Source organism: Tardiphaga sp. GW822-FHT04G09, assembly GCF_058800725.1.
This window is the reverse complement of record NZ_JBXAMO010000001.1, coordinates 206,852-222,554: the sequence shown is the minus strand read 5'-3', so window position 1 is coordinate 222,554 and position 15,703 is coordinate 206,852. Positions and strand designations below refer to the sequence as shown.

Sequence of the window (15,703 nt, the reverse complement as noted above, 5' to 3'; positions counted from 1 at the left end):
CACACGTTTACTAAGCTCCCTGCCCGTTGTGCCTGACGAGACACACAGGTCTCGAAAAGCACCGCGCAGGGATGCGAAACGCCATTAAGGCGAGTTTTAGTTAAATGCGGATTAATTGGAGGTCCCCCACCGATACCTACCTAAAGGCCTGCCAATCATGGCCTTTTTGAGTAAGTCACAGGACAAAGTCGGGGAACCTGCGAGAGCTTTCTGGGGCTCTCGCAGGCCGGTCTCAGGCGCGCTGGGGTTTTGGGTCACGCCCGGCCCGAACTATTGGCGCGCTGTGATTAGGCCATTGGCCTAGCGTGGGGCTGTTGCGCCGGGAATCATGCTGAGTTTACGGTATTTAGGTAGTCAAATCGTCGACCCGGGCCGGCGTAAGCCGCCTAATGATCACAACCTTAGTAGTTCAGCTTCGGATACCAGTCGGTCCCCCGCCCCTCCGGCGTGACGTCCAGAATCGTCCAGAGCGGCATCAGATCCGGCGCCCCGCGCGGGTCCTGGCCGGGATCGGCCGTGGACCCATCCATCTCGCCGCTCCAGAAATGGCGAATCTTGCCACTGCGGCGGGTGAAGACGTTGAAGGCAGCATCGTCGCCGCCGTCCTTGGTCAGCCCGTGATAATCGCGGCTGAATTCGCCTGACGTGTCCGAGAACAGCGGCAGATAGTGCCAGCCGCGCTGCTTCTTGAAGGCAACCAGCCGCTCGATGGGCGAGCGCGCCACGACGGCCAGCGCGACGCGCTGGGTGATGTCAGGCACCTCGCCGTCCCAGGCCGACAGCAGCGACGTGCACATCGGGCACGGCTTCTCGCGCTGCGGCCCATACATGTAGGAGTAGACGACGAGCGTCTGCTTGTCGCCGAACAGGCCCGCGAAATTCACCGGGCCCTTCTCGCCGATGAAATCGTAATCCCTGGTCACCTCGCCGCCATCCGGCAGCGCACGACGCAACTCCGCGACGCGCTCGATCTGGCGCCGCAACTCGATTTCCTCGATGAGCAGCGCATTGCGCGCCTGACGGTATTCACGGCTTTCATTGGGATAGCGAAAGCCGGCCTTCTTCACGAGTTCGGCCGCAGGTATCAGGCTGGAACCGGTCATGACATGATCCTCCCTTGGAGAATTTCGGCGTGCTCCGTCTGAAAGACGTTCCGGGACGGGCCAATCCGACATAACGATCCACAAGTTCATCACGCACAGCTTCGTGAACGGCCAGAACACGCATGACGGTCATTGACGCACAGTGCGTGGATGCCCATGAGTGCGCCATGCGCCTGTTTCATTTCAGCGAAGAGAATAACATCGAAGTCTTCATGCCGCAGCGGGCGAAGATTGCGACACCTCGCGCTCAGGGGCAGGAATGGCTAAATGGCCCCCTGGTCTGGGCGATCGATGACTGGCATGCGCCGATGTATATGTTTCCGCGCGACTGCCCGCGTATTTTTGTCTGGCCGACGGCGACGACAACGCCGCAATACCTCACCGCCTACAAGAAGATGACCGCCTGCCGCATGGTCGCGCATATAGAGTTCGGCTGGCTGGACCGTCTCTCCCACACCGTCATCTATCGTTACGAACTTTCGCCCCACGGGTTCGAGACGCTAAACGATGCGGGCATATGGATATCGCGCGCGCCATCCATGCCGCTGAACGTCGAGCGAATCGACAACATCGAAAAGGCGCTGGAAGCCGCCGGCGTCGAGTTGCGCGTCCTGCCGTCCCTGAAGACGCTCGCGCCCTTGTGGAAGACATCGCTGCATGTCAGCGGCATTGGCCTCCGCGATACATGAGGACCAATCGAGCAGCCTCAAACCCACAAAGGATGCCCGGACGTTCAGGAGCCGTAGGATCGCAGAGCGTCTTCGCGAAATTCATCGCTCGTTGTCGCGATGTGCGATGGGCATCGCTTCGGCGCAATGCGCCGAAGATCGACCCATCCTGTCATTGCCCACGAGCTTAGGCCGCAGTATCGGCCTTCGCACGGCAATGACTGACCACGACGCGATTGCGGCCCTCGGCATGGGTGCGCAGACGCTCGCTGATCGCATTGGAAATATCGAGCGCATCGGCCGCAAAGCGGCGCTGCATGTCGGCCGCGATCAGGCGCTCCGAAAACTCACGGATCGCCAGGGTCGTGGCCATTCCCGTGCAGAGAATAGCGACCGCAATAAGCGTCGTCCGCCGCGTCTGCGGCGCCAGCAAATCACGCAATGCCATTCCGTATTCCCCGAACCTGATCCCGCCCCCCGGCCCTGGATCCACGCGTATCCTTGGTCGCTTGGTACCGGCACCGGGATTGAGATTCCGTTGCGGTGCACCCTGTAAACCGCCCCGATAATGGACACTTGACGACATCCTTAATCATGGATAATAAATATCCACGATAAGAATGGAATGAAACCATGAAGATGAGCGACGGGGTTGAGCAGGCAATCCACAGTGTGGCGATGCTCGCCGGCCTGCAATCGAACGGCGTGTTGTCCGCCGGCGCCCTCGCCGAATTCCATGGCGTGTCCACCAGCTATCTCCTGAAACACCTGCAGGCGCTTTCGGGTGCCGGCCTGCTCGTCGCGCAGCCCGGCCCGACCGGCGGCTATCGCCTTGCCCGGACGCCAGACCAGATCACCTTGCTCGATGTCGTCCTTGCCGTTGAAGGCAGTGCACCTGCCTTCCGCTGCAGCGAAATCCGTCAGCGCGGCCCCAATCCCCTGCCCGGCAAGCCGACATCACCGTGCGGCATCAATGCCGCGATGCTGCGCGCCGAGCGCGTCTATCGCGACGAGTTGGCCAAGGTGAGCATCGCCGATGTGCTCGGCGATCTCCGCGCCAAGGATACCGACGGCGCCATCGCCGCGCGCGGCTGCGCCTTTCTCGAACTTAACGAACGACGCCGTAACGCCAACTGAAACCTGAAATCACTCACCAAGGAGAAAAACCATGCAAGCCCGCCTCAACATCGCCAAGGCCGCCCCCGACGCCTACAAGGCCGTCGCCGCGCTCGATCAATATGTCGTCAAGGAGAGCGGCCTCGAGCCCGCGATCGTCCACCTGATCAAGCTTCGCTCATCGATCATCAATGGCTGCGCCTTCTGTGTCGATATGCATGTGAAGGAATCCCGGCACGACGGTCTCAGCGAGCAGTGGATCAACATGATGTCGGTCTGGCACGAATCGACGGTCTATACGCCGCGCGAGCGCGCCCTCCTCGCCTGGGTCGATGCCGTCACGCTGATCGCGCAGACGCGCGCACCCGATGCCGATTATGAAGCGCTGCGTGCGCATTTCTCTGAAGACGAATGCCTCAAGATCACCGTGGCGATCGGCGCCATCAATGTCTGGAATCGTCTTGCTGTCGGCTTCCGCATTCCACATCCGATCGAGAAGTCGAAAGCTGCTGCCTGAGCCCACACTTCAGCAGACGATAGACAAGCAAAAGGCCGGGTTGAATATTCAACCCGGCCTTCCTGGTTTCTGCTTGGCCCGGCCGATGGGTCAGGCAATATTGCTAAAGGTCAGAACAGTTTCGCACCCGAAGCGTCCACGACACGGCCCCAGCGGGCATAGTCGTCCTTGATCGTCTTGGCGAAAGCCGCCTGCGTCGAGGTCGTGATGCTGAGGCCCTGCTTTTCCAGGCGATCACGCACATCCGGCAGCGCGCCGATACGCACCACTTCAGCATTCAGACGATCAACGATGGCGTCGGGCGTCCCTGCAGGCACCACGAGGCCGAACCATGAGTCGACGACGAAATCGGACACGCCTGCTTCCGCCGGCGTCGGCACATCGGGAAGCTGCGCCGAGCGCTCGCGGCTGGTGATCACGAGACCCTTGACCTTGCCGTCGCGGATCTGCGGCGCCAGCACCGTCAGCGTATCGAAGGACAGGTTCACCTGGTTTCCGAGCAGTGCGTTGACGGCCGGCGCGCTGCCCTTGAACGGCACATGGAGCAGATCCGTATCGGTCAGGCTCTTGAACAGTTCGCCGCTCAGATGGCAGAGCGTGCCGGGTCCGCACGACGAGTATGTGAACTTGCCGGGCTCGCGCTTCGCAGCCGCGACAAGCTCCTTGACGCTCGAGACCGGCGTATCGGGGCTGGCCGCGAGTACATAGGGCACCGAAGCCAGCAACGAGACCGGCGTGAAGCTCTTGAAGGGATCGAAGGCGATGTTCTTGTTGATATGCGGCAGGATGGTAAGCTGTCCCGCAGGCGCCAGCGACAGCGTGTAGCCGTCCGGATCGGCCTTGGCGACAGCGTCGGCGGCAATGGCTGTACCGGCGCCAGCCTTGTTCTCGACCACGACAGTCTGCTTCAGCGCCTCGCCGAGCTTGTCCGCATAGACCCGCGCCGTGATGTCCGCGGCGCCGCCCGGCGGAAACGGAACGATCAGCTTGATCGTCCGGCTCGGCCAGTTGTCAGCGAAGGCCCCCGTTGCGCCGGAGACCAGCAGCACTGCCGCGAAAGCACCTGAGAGGAAGCGAGAAGACATAGCGGACCGCACGGTCGTATTCCTTATGATCGATGATGAGAGTGTTCTGGCCGAGGCTCGCAGGAGGTTTCGCAATGATTTCAGCGATATGCGAGGCACGTCTGTTGTCACTGAAGATGTCATCGCGACCGGTTCCCTACAAGGAAACGCCTTTGCAAATGCAACCGGGCTGGTGGTGGATTGCTGTCGCCGAACAAGTCCTTGTGAGAAGTTGCTTCTCTTGGCGGAACTATTCGACCGCAACACCATATGTTCTGATCAGGCCGTCGGAATCGGAGCGCGCCATGACCGAACTGAGCCATTCGACCGAGAAGAGCCGCTATCTCAACGCCCCGAAACGCCCGGACTTCACGCTGGACCAGGACTGGGGCTCCTATTCGGCCGCCGAGCATGATCGCTGGGACCGCCTGTTCGCCCGCGCGCAGACCGTCCTGAAAGGCCGGGCCTGCGACGAATTTCTCGCCGCGCTGAATACATTGCAACTATCAGAGTCAGGCATTCCCGATCTGGAGAAACTGAGTGAACGTCTAAAGCCGTTGACCGGCTGGCAGATCGTGCCGGTCGCCGAACTGGTGCCCGACGAGATCTTCTTCGATCATCTGGCCAATCGCCGCTTCCCGGCCGGCGCCTTCATCCGCCCTGAACACGAAATGGACTATCTGGAGGAGCCCGACATCTTCCACGACGTCTTCGGCCACGTTCCGCTGTTGGCGAATCCGGTCTATGCCGATTTCATGGAGGCCTATGGAAAAGGTGGCCAGCGCGCGATGGCGCTCGGCCAGTTGAAAAACCTTGCACGATTGTACTGGTACACGGTGGAGTTCGGACTGATGAACAGCGCGGACGGGTTGCGCATCTTCGGCGCCGGCATTCTGTCGTCAGCAACAGAGTCGGTCTTCGCACTGGAAGACCCCTCGCCGAACCGGATCACGTTCGACCTCGAACGCGTGATGCGGACAAACTACATCATCGACGATTTCCAGCAGAGCTATTTCGTCATCGAGAGCTTCGAGAAGCTGCTGCAGGACAGCTATCAGGATTTCGGCCCACTCTATACCCGCCTGGCCAAGGCAGACGACATCGCGGCCGACGAGGTGACCCCTGAGGATCACGTCATCAACCGCGGGACGCTGGACTATTTCAAGCGCAAGCGCGCGTCAGCCGTTCATTGACTGGATGCGGAACTTGGCCGGCGATGCGCCGAAGCGACGGCGGAAGCTGCGGTGGAAGTATGAGAGTTCGTTGAAGCCGCAGGCGGCCGCGACTTCGCTGATCTTCAGGCTGCACTGCCGGTCGCCGGTCAGCATGCTGCGGGCCTTTTCAAGCCTCAACTCCATGATGCGATCGGTGATGCTGAGGCCGGAGCCCTGCAGCAGGTCCTGAACGTAGCGGACGGACAGGCCGAGCTTCTCGGCAACCACCCGGGTCGAGAACTGCTGGTCGGCAAAGCTCTCATTGATCTGGCTGATCACGCTGGCGATCCGCGCACCGCGCAGGCCGCCGACTTCGGTGAGGTTCACGGAGTCCGGCTTCTCGATGCTGTGCGCCTTGGCGCGATCGGATCCGAAGTCTGAGTGGCTGCTGAATGCGAGATTTGTGTTTTCCATGTTCCCAATCACCGCCCATTTCAATGTGTGCGATGATAGGTCGTCGGGACCCCTGACTTTGGTTCAACGTCGACGGCGAAATTTATCATCACTGTAAACGACGACGCGGCCGCGGTTGCGACCGGTAGGCCCTGGTCGGTGGTCATGGTGTGGCCCCCATGAGCTCGCGCCCCAGTAGTACTTCCAGGTGAGACCGAGCGGCGACATCCGCTCACAATGCGACGCCGAGTGCGCGATCCTGCACAAAGGAAGCGCGCGGGACCACGACGTGCGCGGTATTTCCCTACATGGTCGGAGTCGAAAAGACGCGCGACGCAGCTCCAATTCCTGGAAGGCCGCCGCCGCACCTGCAAGGAACGGACATGAAGCAGCTTCTTCTCGGCACCATCGGCATCCTCAGCCTCGGCAATGCCGCCATCGCCGCCGACATACCGGCCCGCGCCTATACCAAGGCCCCCGCTGTCGATCCCGCCTATAACTGGACCGGGTTTTACGCCGGCGTTCATGCCGGCTACGGCCTCGGCGGGACCGAATGGCAGATCCTGAATATCCGAACCGACGGCGCGCTCGGCGGCGTTCAGGCCGGCTACAATCAGCAGATCGGCAACCTGCTGCTTGGCATCGAGGCCGACATCAGCTTCAGCGGCATCAAGGGCAATCGCACGCTGAACATTCTGAACCAGGCCACCCTGTCCCAGACGTCGCAGATAAACTGGCTGTCAACCGTGACCGGGCGCATCGGCTTCGCCAATGGCCGCTGGCTCACTTACGCCAAGGGCGGATTCGCCTGGGCCAATGAAGATCACGGCTACGACGTTCAGGTTTCAGTACCGGGGCCCGACAGAATCACACTGTCAGGCAGCGAGACGCGGCGGGGATGGGTCGTCGGTGCGGGCATGGAATATGCCCTCGCCAACAACTGGTCGCTTCGCGGCGAGTACAATTTCATCAACTTCCCCGACCACGAATTCGATCTCAGCGGTACGCGGGCCTCCACCGGGCCGATCTCCTCCACGGCGTTCACCAAGCAGACGGTGCATCTCGTCAAGCTCGGCGCGAACTACCAGTTCGGCGCTCCCGATGCCGCCAAGCCGATCCCGCCGCTGCAATACGCACAGACGGGATTCGACTGGACCGGGCTCTATCTCGGCGCACAGGCCGGCTACGGATCTGGACAGGGCGACTGGCGCGACTACACGCCAGTTGGCAAGTTCTCGATGACCGGCGGCTTCGGCGGCGGCCAGATCGGCGCCAATGTGCAGCTCGGCGTGATCGTCATGGGTGTCGAAGGCGAACTGGTCGGCGGCAATGTCGGCGGCGCTACCCGCATCAACATCGGCGGCGATCTCAACATGAGCTCGCGCACCGACTGGCTGGCGATGGCTACGGCGCGCATCGGCATGGTGACCAACGAACGCTGGCTGACCTATCTCAAGGGTGGTGTCGCCGTCGCCGGGGATCATCATGCGATATCGGCGGTATCGGGCCCGACCTTCATAAATCTCGATGGATCCCGCATCCATACCGGCTACGTGGTCGGTGCCGGCGTGGAATACGCCTTTGCACCAAACTGGTCCGTCAAGGCGGAGTATAACTACATCGGCTTTGGCCATGACAACGCGAGCCTCGAAGGCGTGATCAATGCCCCTCCGATGGTCGGCTCCTATTATTTCAATGCCGATATTGCGCAGACCATGCAGCTCGGCAAGATCGGCGTGAACTATCACTTTGCGCCATAAGCGCGACAGCCGACCACCATCGCGCCATCACGCGCATGGTGGTCGCGCTTCCTAGCGCGGCAACATCTCCGGTGGCGGCGACCGGTCCAGCACGTCACCTTTGGCGCCGTCCAGCAGGTTCAGTTCGACATTCTCCACGACCAGCGGGCCGCGTTTGCGCGTGAGGTCGGCCACTTTCTCGATGTTGGCAAAAGCCGCCCGCCATTCCGGATTGGCTGCGGCATTTTGTTCACCCACCAGCAACAGCTTGCCGGACAGCTGCTCTGCGCTCGGCTCCGGCATATTCACCCAGCGAATGCGCTGGGTGCGCTGGAAGACGCAGGTCCCTTTCGGCAGATAGAAGGTGAGCCAGCCTGTGGTTCCGTAATCGGGCGCCACGACGCATGTGGCCCCCACACGGGCGCGGACTGCCTCGACGTCGGCCGCCAGTTCGACGAAGCCCACGCCAATGCTGCGTACTGTCGCGTCACGCTTGTAGCCGGACAGCAGACCCGTATTGGCCTGCACCACCAGTGCCGTGAACAAGACGACGCCGGTCGGCCCCGCCCAACGCAGGCAGAAATCCATCGTGCGCTGCTCGCGCGGCTTCCATTGTACGACGGTGGCTCCGGCGGCAGCGATGATGGCCAGCGTGGGATAGACCGGCGCGAACCAGTTGGCCTCGACACGGCTGTGCAGCGCATGCCAGCCGAAATAAAGCACGATGACCCAAAACATCGCATTCAACAGCACCCGCGCCGGCCACGCGCCGGGCTTGCGGATCGCCAGCGCGTAGAGGCCCATCACACCGAGAATGAAGACCAGCGGCGTCGCGAAGGCGAATTGGGTCGGGATCAGCTCCGCGATGAAAGCCGGATTGAAATGGTCGATCCGGGCCCGTCCGAGTTGCTTGATGAAGGACACCCAGCCATGTTCGGCATTCCAGAACAACACCGGCGAGAACACCCCGAGCGCCACGAGGCCGCCGAGATAGGGCCATGGCGAGACTAGCCAGCGCCGCATCTTCGGCACGACGATGAGCCAGATCAGGATCGCCGGTCCGAAAAACAGCGCGGTATATTTCGACAGCAGCGCCACACCGACGGCGACGCCCACAGCGAGCCACCACGCGCCCTGCCCTGTGGCCAGTACCTGGGCGAGCGCCAGCAACACGAAGCTCGACGCGACCAGCACCGGCGCGTCCGGCGTGACGATCATCAGTCCGACCGACGTGATCATCGTCGCATTGAGCAAAATCACCGCCGTTGTCGCGACCCGCTGACCGCCGAATAGCAGTTCGGCCGTGCGATACACCGCCCAGCTCATCGGCAGCGCCAGCAGCACCGAGACCACACGCACACCGAATTCGGTATCGCCGGCAATCATGGTGCCGAGCCGGATCACCACCGCGACCATCGGCGGATGGTCGTAGTAACCGCCGGCCAGATGTTTCGACCACATCCAGTAATAGGCTTCATCGAAGGTCAGCGGCGTCCACGCGGCCGCCGCGAGCCGCAGCAGCACCAGGCCGACGACGACAGCCGCGGTGCCGCGCACCAGCCGCAATTCCTGTGCGGTCATCCCGCGATCACCGCTTGCGCCAGACAAACAGGCCGGACATCGCGTAGTTCCACACCACGCCCATCAGCGCGCCGGCAGCGCCCGCCAGCCACCAGATCGGCTCCTGGTCGAAGACCGACCAAGCCACGCCGACATTGGCGAGCAGCCCCACGCTGCAGACCACGTAGAAGATCAACAGACCGCGCAGGATGCCAAAGCCCTTCAGGCGCTGGTCGCGATAGGTGAGGAAATTGTTGAGCAGGAAATTGCTGGTCATCGCGCAAAGCGCCGCGACGGCCTGCGCCTCCGCGAATGGCCGATCGAAGAACTCGAGCGTGACGAACAACACTGCGAAATGCACGAACAGGCCGATCGAGCCGACCAGCGCGAACAGCAGGAAGCGCAGCGACACGGTATCGTTGGTCAGCTTCGCCAGCACGAGGCCCAGAAAATCCAGCGCCACCATGGAGTCGAGCTTGCTCTCGCCATGCAGTCGCGAGCCGAAGGTGTAGGGCACTTCGATGATACGCAGATCGCCGTGCGCGGTCGCCACGACGTCGAGCAGGATCTTGAAGCCCTGCGTCGAGAGTTGCGGCGCCAGTTGCTCGAAGCGATCGCGGCGAATCATGAAGAAGCCGCTCATCGGGTCGGCGATTTTCACGCGCAGCACGCGCTGCGCCACGGCGGTCGCGAATTTGCTGGCGCCAAGCCGCTGCTGGTTGAAACTGTCGGCACTACCGCCTTCTATATAGCGGCTGCCGATCACCAGTTCGGCGGCGCCGCTCTCGATCAGGCCGAGCATCTTGCCGAGCTGGGTCTCATCGTGTTGCAGATCGCCGTCGATCACCGCCGCGCAGGGCGCGCTGGAGGCCAGCATCCCTTCGATGCAGGCGCCGGACAGGCCACGCCGACCGATGCGCCGGATACAGCGCACGCGCGAATCGACACGTGCCAGGTCACGCACCACATCGGCGGTGCCATCAGGCGAATTGTCGTCGACGAAAATGACCTCCCAGGAAATCCCGGCCAGCGCCGCGTCCAGCCGCTGCACAAGAATGGCGACATTGCCGCGTTCGTTGAAAGTGGGGACGACGACGGACAGCTGCAGCGGAGCGCCCGCCTGCAATATCTGTCCGGGCCCCGGTCTGATGGCTTCGTTCATGGCGCCAGCATATATCTGCCGCGCCGGACCCTGCCAAGGCGGACAGGGAATGACGAGGCTTTAACGCGTGCCGGAACAAGCCGTCAGAGGGGGAATGGCCAAAAGTGGCCCCAAAATGCCAACGACCCCGAACAACAGGCGCACGTACATCCGGCGCACCAAGCTATTCAAGGTCGTTCCAGCGCCGGAGCTGTTAAGCATCGACGTCGCCGTTACAGACAAGATAGGGAGGCTGGAGACATTCCGCAAGGGTATCCCGCACAGGTTTCAACGCCACATTGCGGCCGCAAACACCGCACCCTGACACCATTCTGTTGCTGGCGAGCTATAGCCAGCCTCGTGGGTGCCCGTTACCTTGCCTCGGTCAACAGCGGCGCGTTCGCGTGGTTTTCTCGGGCGGAAGCCTGCCTGAGCCGCGACCACGATCGTCTCTGCACATGATCATCGGAGATGCCATGCGACGCTCCCTCGGACCATGCCTGTTCGCTGCGTCGCTGACGCTGGCATCCTTCGGCACCAGCCATGTTATGGCGCAGACAATCGACACCGTCACAACGACGCTGCTGTCCGATTCGCGCGTCATGGCTGCGCTCGATGCCATCAAGGCCGACGATGCCCGCACCCTGAAAGAGCAGATCCGGATCACCGAAATTTCCGCGCCTCCGTTCAAGGAGAACGTGCGCGGCAACTACATTCTGTCACGGTTTCAGGAACTGGGCTTCAAGGACGCGGCGATCGACGCCGAAGGCAATGTGATCGCCCGCCGCAAGGGCATCGCCGGAACGCCGAAGCTGGTCATCTCCGCACATCAGGACACGGTCTTTCCCGAGGGGACCGACGTCACGGTGAAGGAAAAGGACGGCGTTTATCTGGCGCCCGGGATCGGTGACGATGCCCGTGGGCTCGCGGCACTCTTGTCCTTAATGCAGACCCTCAACACCCAGCAGATCTCGACAGTCGGGGACATCGTGTTCGTCGCCAGCGTCGGCGAAGAAGAGCTGGGCAATCTGCGCGGCGTCAAAGCCCTGTTTCGCGATAATAAGGATATCGACGGCTTCATCTCGATCGACGGACTCGGCGTCACGCGCATCGTCAACCAGGGAACGGGAAGCCACCGCTACGAGATGATTTTCAAGGGTCCGGGCGGTCACAGTTTTCAGGAGTTCGGCTTGCCGAGCGCGACCCATGCACTGGGTCGCGCGGTCGCGAAAATCTCGGAACTGCAGACACCTGCGGATCCGAAAACCACCTTCACGGTCGGAACGGTGAGTGGCGGCACATCCGTCAACGCCATCGCTGCCGAAGCACGCATGACGATCGACATGCGATCGAACTCGACCGAAGAACTGTTGAAGCTCGAAGCAAGGCTTCTCGATCAGGTGAAGGACGCAGTTGGTGAAGAAAACAAACGCTGGGGATCGGACAAGATCACTGTCGAGATCAAGCTGATTGGCGACCGTCCGGCCGGCGTTGTCGCAGAAGACTCTCCCCTCGTGCAGGCGACCGCGCGCGCCGTGACAGCGCTGACCCGCGCGCCCCATGTCACCTTTGCCGGCTCGAGCACGGACTCCAATCTCGCGATGTCGCTCGGCATTCCTGCGGTGACCATCGGCGGCGGCGGCCAGGGCGGCAACTGGCATTCGCGCAATGAATGGTACAAGCCCGTGGATGCGTATATCGGGCCGCAAAACGCGCTGCTGACCATGCTGGTGCTGACCGGTATGGAGGGCGTGACCAAGCCGATGCTGCCGGCGCGGCGCTAAGTAATACGGCGAAGACTGAAAGGATCGGCCTCACAATGGTTGCGAAATCCGGACAAATCCGTATCGGCATCGGCGGCTGGACCTTCGAGCCCTGGCGCGGGACCTTCTATCCAGAGAAGCTGACGCAGGCCAAGGAGCTCAGCTATGCCGCGTCCAAGCTGACCTCGATCGAGATCAACGGCACCTATTACGGCTCGCAGAAACCGGAGAGTTTTCGCAAATGGGCGCGCGAGGTGCCAGAGGATTTCGTGTTCTCGCTCAAAGGCCCTCGCTTCGCAACCAATCGCCGCGTGCTCGCCGAAGCCGGGGACAGCGTGAACCGGTTCTACGATTCCGGCGTGCTCGAACTCGGTGACAAGCTCGGCCCCGTTCTGTGGCAATTCGCGCCGACCAAGAAATTCGACGAAGCCGATTTCGGGAAGTTTCTCGAATTGCTGCCGGCCGAACTCGGTGGGCGCAAGCTGCGCCATGTGGTCGAGGTCCGTCACGACAGTTTCTGCGTGCCGGCTTTCATCGCGCTGTTACGTCAGTTCAAGATCCCGGTGGTGTTCTCCGAACACGCGACCTACCCGGCCATCGCCGATGTCACCGGCGACTTCGTCTATTTGCGTTTGCAGAAGGGCGAGGACAGTATCAAGACCGCTTATCCCCCGAAGGCGCTGGATGCCTGGGCTAAGCGTTTCGAGACCTGGGCCGGCGGCGGCGAGCCGACAGACCTGCCGCGCGTCGACGACGCCAAGATCAAGAAACAACCGCGCGACGTGTTCGCCTATGTGATCCACGAGGCCAAGGTGCGCGCGCCGCATGGCGCTATGGCGCTGATCGAGCGGTTAAAGTAACGCCCACGCGCGTTGCTCAATCGAGCTTGATACCAGCCTCGCGGATCAGTTTTGTCCAGGTCGCGTGTTCGGATGCGATGAAGCCGTCGAGCCTGTCGTCGGGCATATCCCAGGGCTCGCCGCCGCTCTTCTCGAAGCGCTCCTTCAGATCGGGCAACACCGCCCGAATATCCTGACGCAGTTTTGCGATCACCGCCGGCGGCGTTTTGGCCGGCACGAAGATGCCGAGCCATGAATCGACATCGAGACCCGGCACACCTGCTTCCGCCATGGTCGGCACGTCGGGCGCCAGCGGGCTCCGCCTCGACGACAGGACCGCGATGCCCCTGACTTGCCCTGACTGCACATAAGGCAGCCCGGCGGCAATCGAGTCGAAGAACAGGTCGATGCGGCCCGCCAGCAGATCGGCGAAAGCGGGCGGAGAGCCTCTGTAAGGCACCTCCTGCAGCTTGACGCCGGCGGATTTCATGAAGGCCGCGGCCACCAGTTGCTGGCCGGTCCCGACGCCGGCGGTCGCCACGGTGATCGACCCCGGCTTGTCCAATGCGGCAGCAACGATCTCCTTCGGAGTCTGCTGCGGCAGATCCTTGCGGCCAACCATCACGTAGCCAAATTTGTAGACCAGTGCGACCGGGACAAAATCCTTGAGCGGATCATAGGCGAGCTTGGCGTAGAGCGCGGAGTTGAAGGCCATGTTGGAGAGGCCGCCGATCATCAGCGTGTAGCCATCCGCATCGCTCTGGGCCGCAGCCTGTGTGCCAACGACGGTGCCTGCCCCGGGCTTGTTCTCGACAAAGAACGCCTGCCCCGTTCGCTTCGCCAGCGCGTCGGCGAGATGCCGCCCGACCAGATCGTAGCTGCCGCCGGGCGCGATAGGGACGATAATTCGGACCGGACGATCCGGATACACGCCTTGCGCCAGAGTTGTAGTCTGAAACGACACAAGCGCGAGCGCGATAGCACCCAACGCACCAACCATGCGAGCCATCATTCCCCCGGTGATATCGGCCATTGAACTGGCGGAGTTTGTTGAGTTGACTATGTGCCATGTTGCAAATGGGAGCAACGCCTCGCGGCCTGCCGCGACATTGTGCCAATCGTTCGTCGATCACGGAGATGCTCATATGGCCCGAAAAGCGCCTCAACTCTTCACCGTCGGTTACGAGCAAACGCCTGCGAAGGCCGTGCTCGACGAATTACAGAATGCCGGCGTCAAGCTGCTGGTCGATGTGCGTGCCGTCGCCGCATCGCGACGACCGGGTTTTTCGAAGAACCAGCTCGCCGCGGGCCTGGATGAGCGCGGCATCGGCTACATTCACTTGCGCGGGCTGGGTACGCCCAAAGACGGCCGTGAGGCCGCGCGCAGCGGCAAGCTCGCGCAGCTCGAGAAGGTCTACATGGCCCATCTCAAGACGCCGCAGGCGATGGAAGAGATGGACCAACTCGCCGCTCTGGTGACCAAATCGGGGCCGGTCTGCATTCTTTGCTACGAGCGCGACCACGAACACTGCCATCGGCGGTGGATCGCCGAGATCATCGAAGAGCGCGAGGGCGCCAAGGTCCAGAACCTGCTGCCGCCGCAATTCTGACCGCGATCCGATCGCACCGAGAAGATATTTCCGGAGTCTCACTTATCCACACTGGACGGCGGCTTATCCCCAATATAATCTACCTCAGGTTGTATTTCTGTGTTGTGTTTCTGTTGCGTTGGGTGGGGCTCGATGCGTTGGGGACTGACGTTACGCGCGTTATGCGTCGCTGCTGCCGCAATGATTTGCGGCAGTGCGGTTGGACAGGACATCGCCGACGCCGATTTCAGCGTGGAGCCGGCAGCCGGCTCATCGAGCTTCTGGTCGCCGCTTTTCGACACGCGCATTTCGAAACGGCGCGCCTTCGATTTTCTCTCCGGGGGCATGCCGGACCGCCTGATGTATTTCGGTGGCGTCGATGCGTCGCATTGGAGCCTCGGTGCCTATGGCGGCCTGCAATGGGCACCTGCTGGCCTCAACAAGGATGGCTTCATCCTGCGTTTCTATATGTCAGAAAATCTCGAGCGCTACACGACAGGCACCCGCTCCGATTACACCCAGATCAGCCGCGCAACGCTCTTGCCCGGCTATCTCATGCGACGCGGCAATCTCGAGGTCCAGTTCCTGGCCGGCCTCGATATGGAGGCCGACTATTTTTTCCACGACCAGCGTCGCTCCCGGCTGCGCACGACGGCCGGTGCACGCGGCACAATGGACATCTGGTGGGAGCCGACCCGCGAGCTGATGCTGCAATACGCCCTCTCCGGAACGACGATCGACAATGGTTATACGACGCGCGTTGCAGCCGGCTGGCGCATGTTTGATCTGTTCTGGATCGGCCCGGAGGCAGCACTGTCGAACGACTACTTCAGCCAGCAGACCCGGATCGGCGGCCATCTCACGGGCCTGCGCACCGGCCCCTACGAATGGTCATTCGCCGCTGGCCATGTGCAGGACAATTTCGAACGCCAAGGCGTTTATGCACGCTTCGGCATGGTCATCCGGCCACCCCGCGCTCCATTCTTCGAGAATTGAT

At 61.9% G+C, this 15,703-nt stretch carries 16 protein-coding genes; 9 read left to right on the top strand and 7 right to left on the bottom strand.

Annotated features, from left to right (window positions below; genetic code table 11):
* Positions 1 to 401 precede the first annotated feature (401 nt).
* A complete protein-coding gene (locus tag AC1RLZ_RS00950) occupies positions 402 to 1,103 on the bottom strand; it encodes a DUF899 family protein (protein ID WP_493187115.1) in 702 nt (233 codons plus the stop codon).
* Positions 1,104 to 1,225: 122 nt separating this feature from the next.
* On the opposite strand from AC1RLZ_RS00950, the gene AC1RLZ_RS00945 reads away from it, so the two are divergent.
* Positions 1,226 to 1,792, top strand: a complete 567-nt coding sequence (locus AC1RLZ_RS00945) for a DUF6886 family protein (RefSeq protein ID WP_493187114.1) — start codon at positions 1,226 to 1,228, stop codon at positions 1,790 to 1,792.
* Between the two features lie 166 nt (positions 1,793 to 1,958).
* Here the strand turns inward: AC1RLZ_RS00945 and AC1RLZ_RS00940 are convergent, their stop codons facing one another.
* Positions 1,959 to 2,219 (bottom strand): hypothetical protein, encoded by a 261-nt coding sequence (locus AC1RLZ_RS00940; protein ID WP_493187113.1) that lies wholly within the window; start codon positions 2,217 to 2,219, stop codon positions 1,959 to 1,961.
* A gap of 185 nt (positions 2,220 to 2,404) precedes the next feature.
* Here AC1RLZ_RS00940 and AC1RLZ_RS00935 point away from each other — a divergent pair, with 185 nt between their 5' ends.
* The gene (locus AC1RLZ_RS00935) at positions 2,405 to 2,908 is read left to right on the top strand and encodes an RrF2 family transcriptional regulator (protein WP_371419824.1); all 504 of its coding nucleotides are present in this window, start codon (positions 2,405 to 2,407) and stop codon (positions 2,906 to 2,908) included.
* 31 nt (positions 2,909 to 2,939) lie between these two features.
* Positions 2,940 to 3,404, top strand: coding sequence for a carboxymuconolactone decarboxylase family protein (locus AC1RLZ_RS00930; protein WP_371419825.1), 465 nt, complete (start codon positions 2,940 to 2,942; stop codon positions 3,402 to 3,404).
* Positions 3,405 to 3,514: 110 nt separating this feature from the next.
* On the opposite strand, the gene AC1RLZ_RS00925 is transcribed toward AC1RLZ_RS00930, so the two are convergent.
* Positions 3,515 to 4,501 (bottom strand): Bug family tripartite tricarboxylate transporter substrate binding protein, encoded by a 987-nt coding sequence (locus tag AC1RLZ_RS00925; RefSeq protein WP_371419826.1) that lies wholly within the window; start codon positions 4,499 to 4,501, stop codon positions 3,515 to 3,517.
* Between the two features lie 272 nt (positions 4,502 to 4,773).
* Here AC1RLZ_RS00925 and phhA point away from each other — a divergent pair, with 272 nt between their 5' ends.
* Positions 4,774 to 5,661, top strand: coding sequence for a phenylalanine 4-monooxygenase (gene phhA, locus AC1RLZ_RS00920; protein WP_493187112.1), 888 nt, complete (start codon positions 4,774 to 4,776; stop codon positions 5,659 to 5,661).
* Here the strand turns inward: phhA and AC1RLZ_RS00915 are convergent.
* Positions 5,647 to 6,096 carry a helix-turn-helix transcriptional regulator gene (locus tag AC1RLZ_RS00915; protein ID WP_371419828.1) on the bottom strand — a complete coding sequence of 150 codons (450 nt, stop codon included), beginning with the start codon at positions 6,094 to 6,096 and terminating at the stop codon, positions 5,647 to 5,649. The two genes, phhA and AC1RLZ_RS00915, sit on opposite strands and share 15 nt — an antisense overlap.
* 362 nt (positions 6,097 to 6,458) lie before the next feature.
* Here AC1RLZ_RS00915 and AC1RLZ_RS00910 point away from each other — a divergent pair, with 362 nt between their 5' ends.
* Positions 6,459 to 7,835, top strand: a complete 1,377-nt coding sequence (locus AC1RLZ_RS00910) for an outer membrane protein (RefSeq protein WP_493187111.1) — start codon at positions 6,459 to 6,461, stop codon at positions 7,833 to 7,835.
* 51 nt (positions 7,836 to 7,886) lie between these two features.
* On the opposite strand, the gene AC1RLZ_RS00905 is transcribed toward AC1RLZ_RS00910, so the two are convergent.
* A complete protein-coding gene (locus AC1RLZ_RS00905) occupies positions 7,887 to 9,395 on the bottom strand; it encodes a glycosyltransferase family 39 protein (RefSeq protein WP_493187110.1) in 1,509 nt (502 codons plus the stop codon).
* Positions 9,396 to 9,402: 7 nt separating this feature from the next.
* Positions 9,403 to 10,536, bottom strand: coding sequence for a glycosyltransferase (locus AC1RLZ_RS00900; protein ID WP_493187109.1), 1,134 nt, complete (start codon positions 10,534 to 10,536; stop codon positions 9,403 to 9,405).
* 455 nt (positions 10,537 to 10,991) lie between these two features.
* Between AC1RLZ_RS00900 and AC1RLZ_RS00895 the strand changes: the two genes are divergently transcribed.
* Together AC1RLZ_RS00895 and AC1RLZ_RS00890 are read left to right on the top strand one after the other, a co-directional pair.
* Positions 10,992 to 12,299 (top strand): M20/M25/M40 family metallo-hydrolase, encoded by a 1,308-nt coding sequence (locus AC1RLZ_RS00895; RefSeq protein WP_493187108.1) that lies wholly within the window; start codon positions 10,992 to 10,994, stop codon positions 12,297 to 12,299.
* A gap of 35 nt (positions 12,300 to 12,334) precedes the next feature.
* Complete coding sequence (locus tag AC1RLZ_RS00890; protein ID WP_493187107.1) at positions 12,335 to 13,138, top strand: DUF72 domain-containing protein; 804 nt, start codon at positions 12,335 to 12,337, stop codon at positions 13,136 to 13,138.
* Positions 13,139 to 13,154: 16 nt separating this feature from the next.
* Here AC1RLZ_RS00890 and AC1RLZ_RS00885 read toward each other — a convergent pair whose 3' ends face one another.
* Entirely contained in the window at positions 13,155 to 14,126 is a 972-nt protein-coding gene (locus AC1RLZ_RS00885) for a Bug family tripartite tricarboxylate transporter substrate binding protein (RefSeq protein ID WP_493187106.1), read from the bottom strand.
* A 136-nt stretch (positions 14,127 to 14,262) separates the two neighbouring features.
* On the opposite strand from AC1RLZ_RS00885, the gene AC1RLZ_RS00880 reads away from it, so the two are divergent.
* Together AC1RLZ_RS00880 and bcsS are read left to right on the top strand one after the other, a co-directional pair.
* Positions 14,263 to 14,727, top strand: coding sequence for a DUF488 domain-containing protein (locus tag AC1RLZ_RS00880; RefSeq protein ID WP_493187105.1), 465 nt, complete (start codon positions 14,263 to 14,265; stop codon positions 14,725 to 14,727).
* A 132-nt stretch (positions 14,728 to 14,859) separates the two neighbouring features.
* Entirely contained in the window at positions 14,860 to 15,702 is an 843-nt protein-coding gene (bcsS, locus tag AC1RLZ_RS00875; protein ID WP_493187104.1) for a cellulose biosynthesis protein BcsS, read from the top strand.
* Position 15,703: the final 1 nt, after the last annotated feature.

Bases quoted from the DNA above. Each gene is read 5' to 3' on its own strand.
- AC1RLZ_RS00950 (WP_493187115.1), bottom strand. From the start codon at position 1,103: ATGACCGGTTCCAGCCTGATACCTGCGGCCGAACTCGTGAAGAAGGCC.
- AC1RLZ_RS00945 (WP_493187114.1), top strand. From the start codon at position 1,226: ATGACGGTCATTGACGCACAGTGCGTGGATGCCCATGAGTGCGCCATG.
- AC1RLZ_RS00940 (WP_493187113.1), bottom strand. From the start codon at position 2,219: ATGGCATTGCGTGATTTGCTGGCGCCGCAGACGCGGCGGACGACGCTT.
- AC1RLZ_RS00935 (WP_371419824.1), top strand. From the start codon at position 2,405: ATGAAGATGAGCGACGGGGTTGAGCAGGCAATCCACAGTGTGGCGATG.
- AC1RLZ_RS00930 (WP_371419825.1), top strand. From the start codon at position 2,940: ATGCAAGCCCGCCTCAACATCGCCAAGGCCGCCCCCGACGCCTACAAG.
- phhA (WP_493187112.1), top strand. From the start codon at position 4,774: ATGACCGAACTGAGCCATTCGACCGAGAAGAGCCGCTATCTCAACGCC.
- AC1RLZ_RS00915 (WP_371419828.1), bottom strand. From the start codon at position 6,096: ATGGAAAACACAAATCTCGCATTCAGCAGCCACTCAGACTTCGGATCC.
- AC1RLZ_RS00910 (WP_493187111.1), top strand. From the start codon at position 6,459: ATGAAGCAGCTTCTTCTCGGCACCATCGGCATCCTCAGCCTCGGCAAT.
- AC1RLZ_RS00905 (WP_493187110.1), bottom strand. From the start codon at position 9,395: ATGACCGCACAGGAATTGCGGCTGGTGCGCGGCACCGCGGCTGTCGTC.
- AC1RLZ_RS00900 (WP_493187109.1), bottom strand. From the start codon at position 10,536: ATGAACGAAGCCATCAGACCGGGGCCCGGACAGATATTGCAGGCGGGC.
- AC1RLZ_RS00895 (WP_493187108.1), top strand. From the start codon at position 10,992: ATGCGACGCTCCCTCGGACCATGCCTGTTCGCTGCGTCGCTGACGCTG.
- AC1RLZ_RS00890 (WP_493187107.1), top strand. From the start codon at position 12,335: ATGGTTGCGAAATCCGGACAAATCCGTATCGGCATCGGCGGCTGGACC.
- AC1RLZ_RS00885 (WP_493187106.1), bottom strand. From the start codon at position 14,126: ATGGCTCGCATGGTTGGTGCGTTGGGTGCTATCGCGCTCGCGCTTGTG.
- AC1RLZ_RS00880 (WP_493187105.1), top strand. From the start codon at position 14,263: ATGGCCCGAAAAGCGCCTCAACTCTTCACCGTCGGTTACGAGCAAACG.
- bcsS (WP_493187104.1), top strand. From the start codon at position 14,860: ATGCGTTGGGGACTGACGTTACGCGCGTTATGCGTCGCTGCTGCCGCA.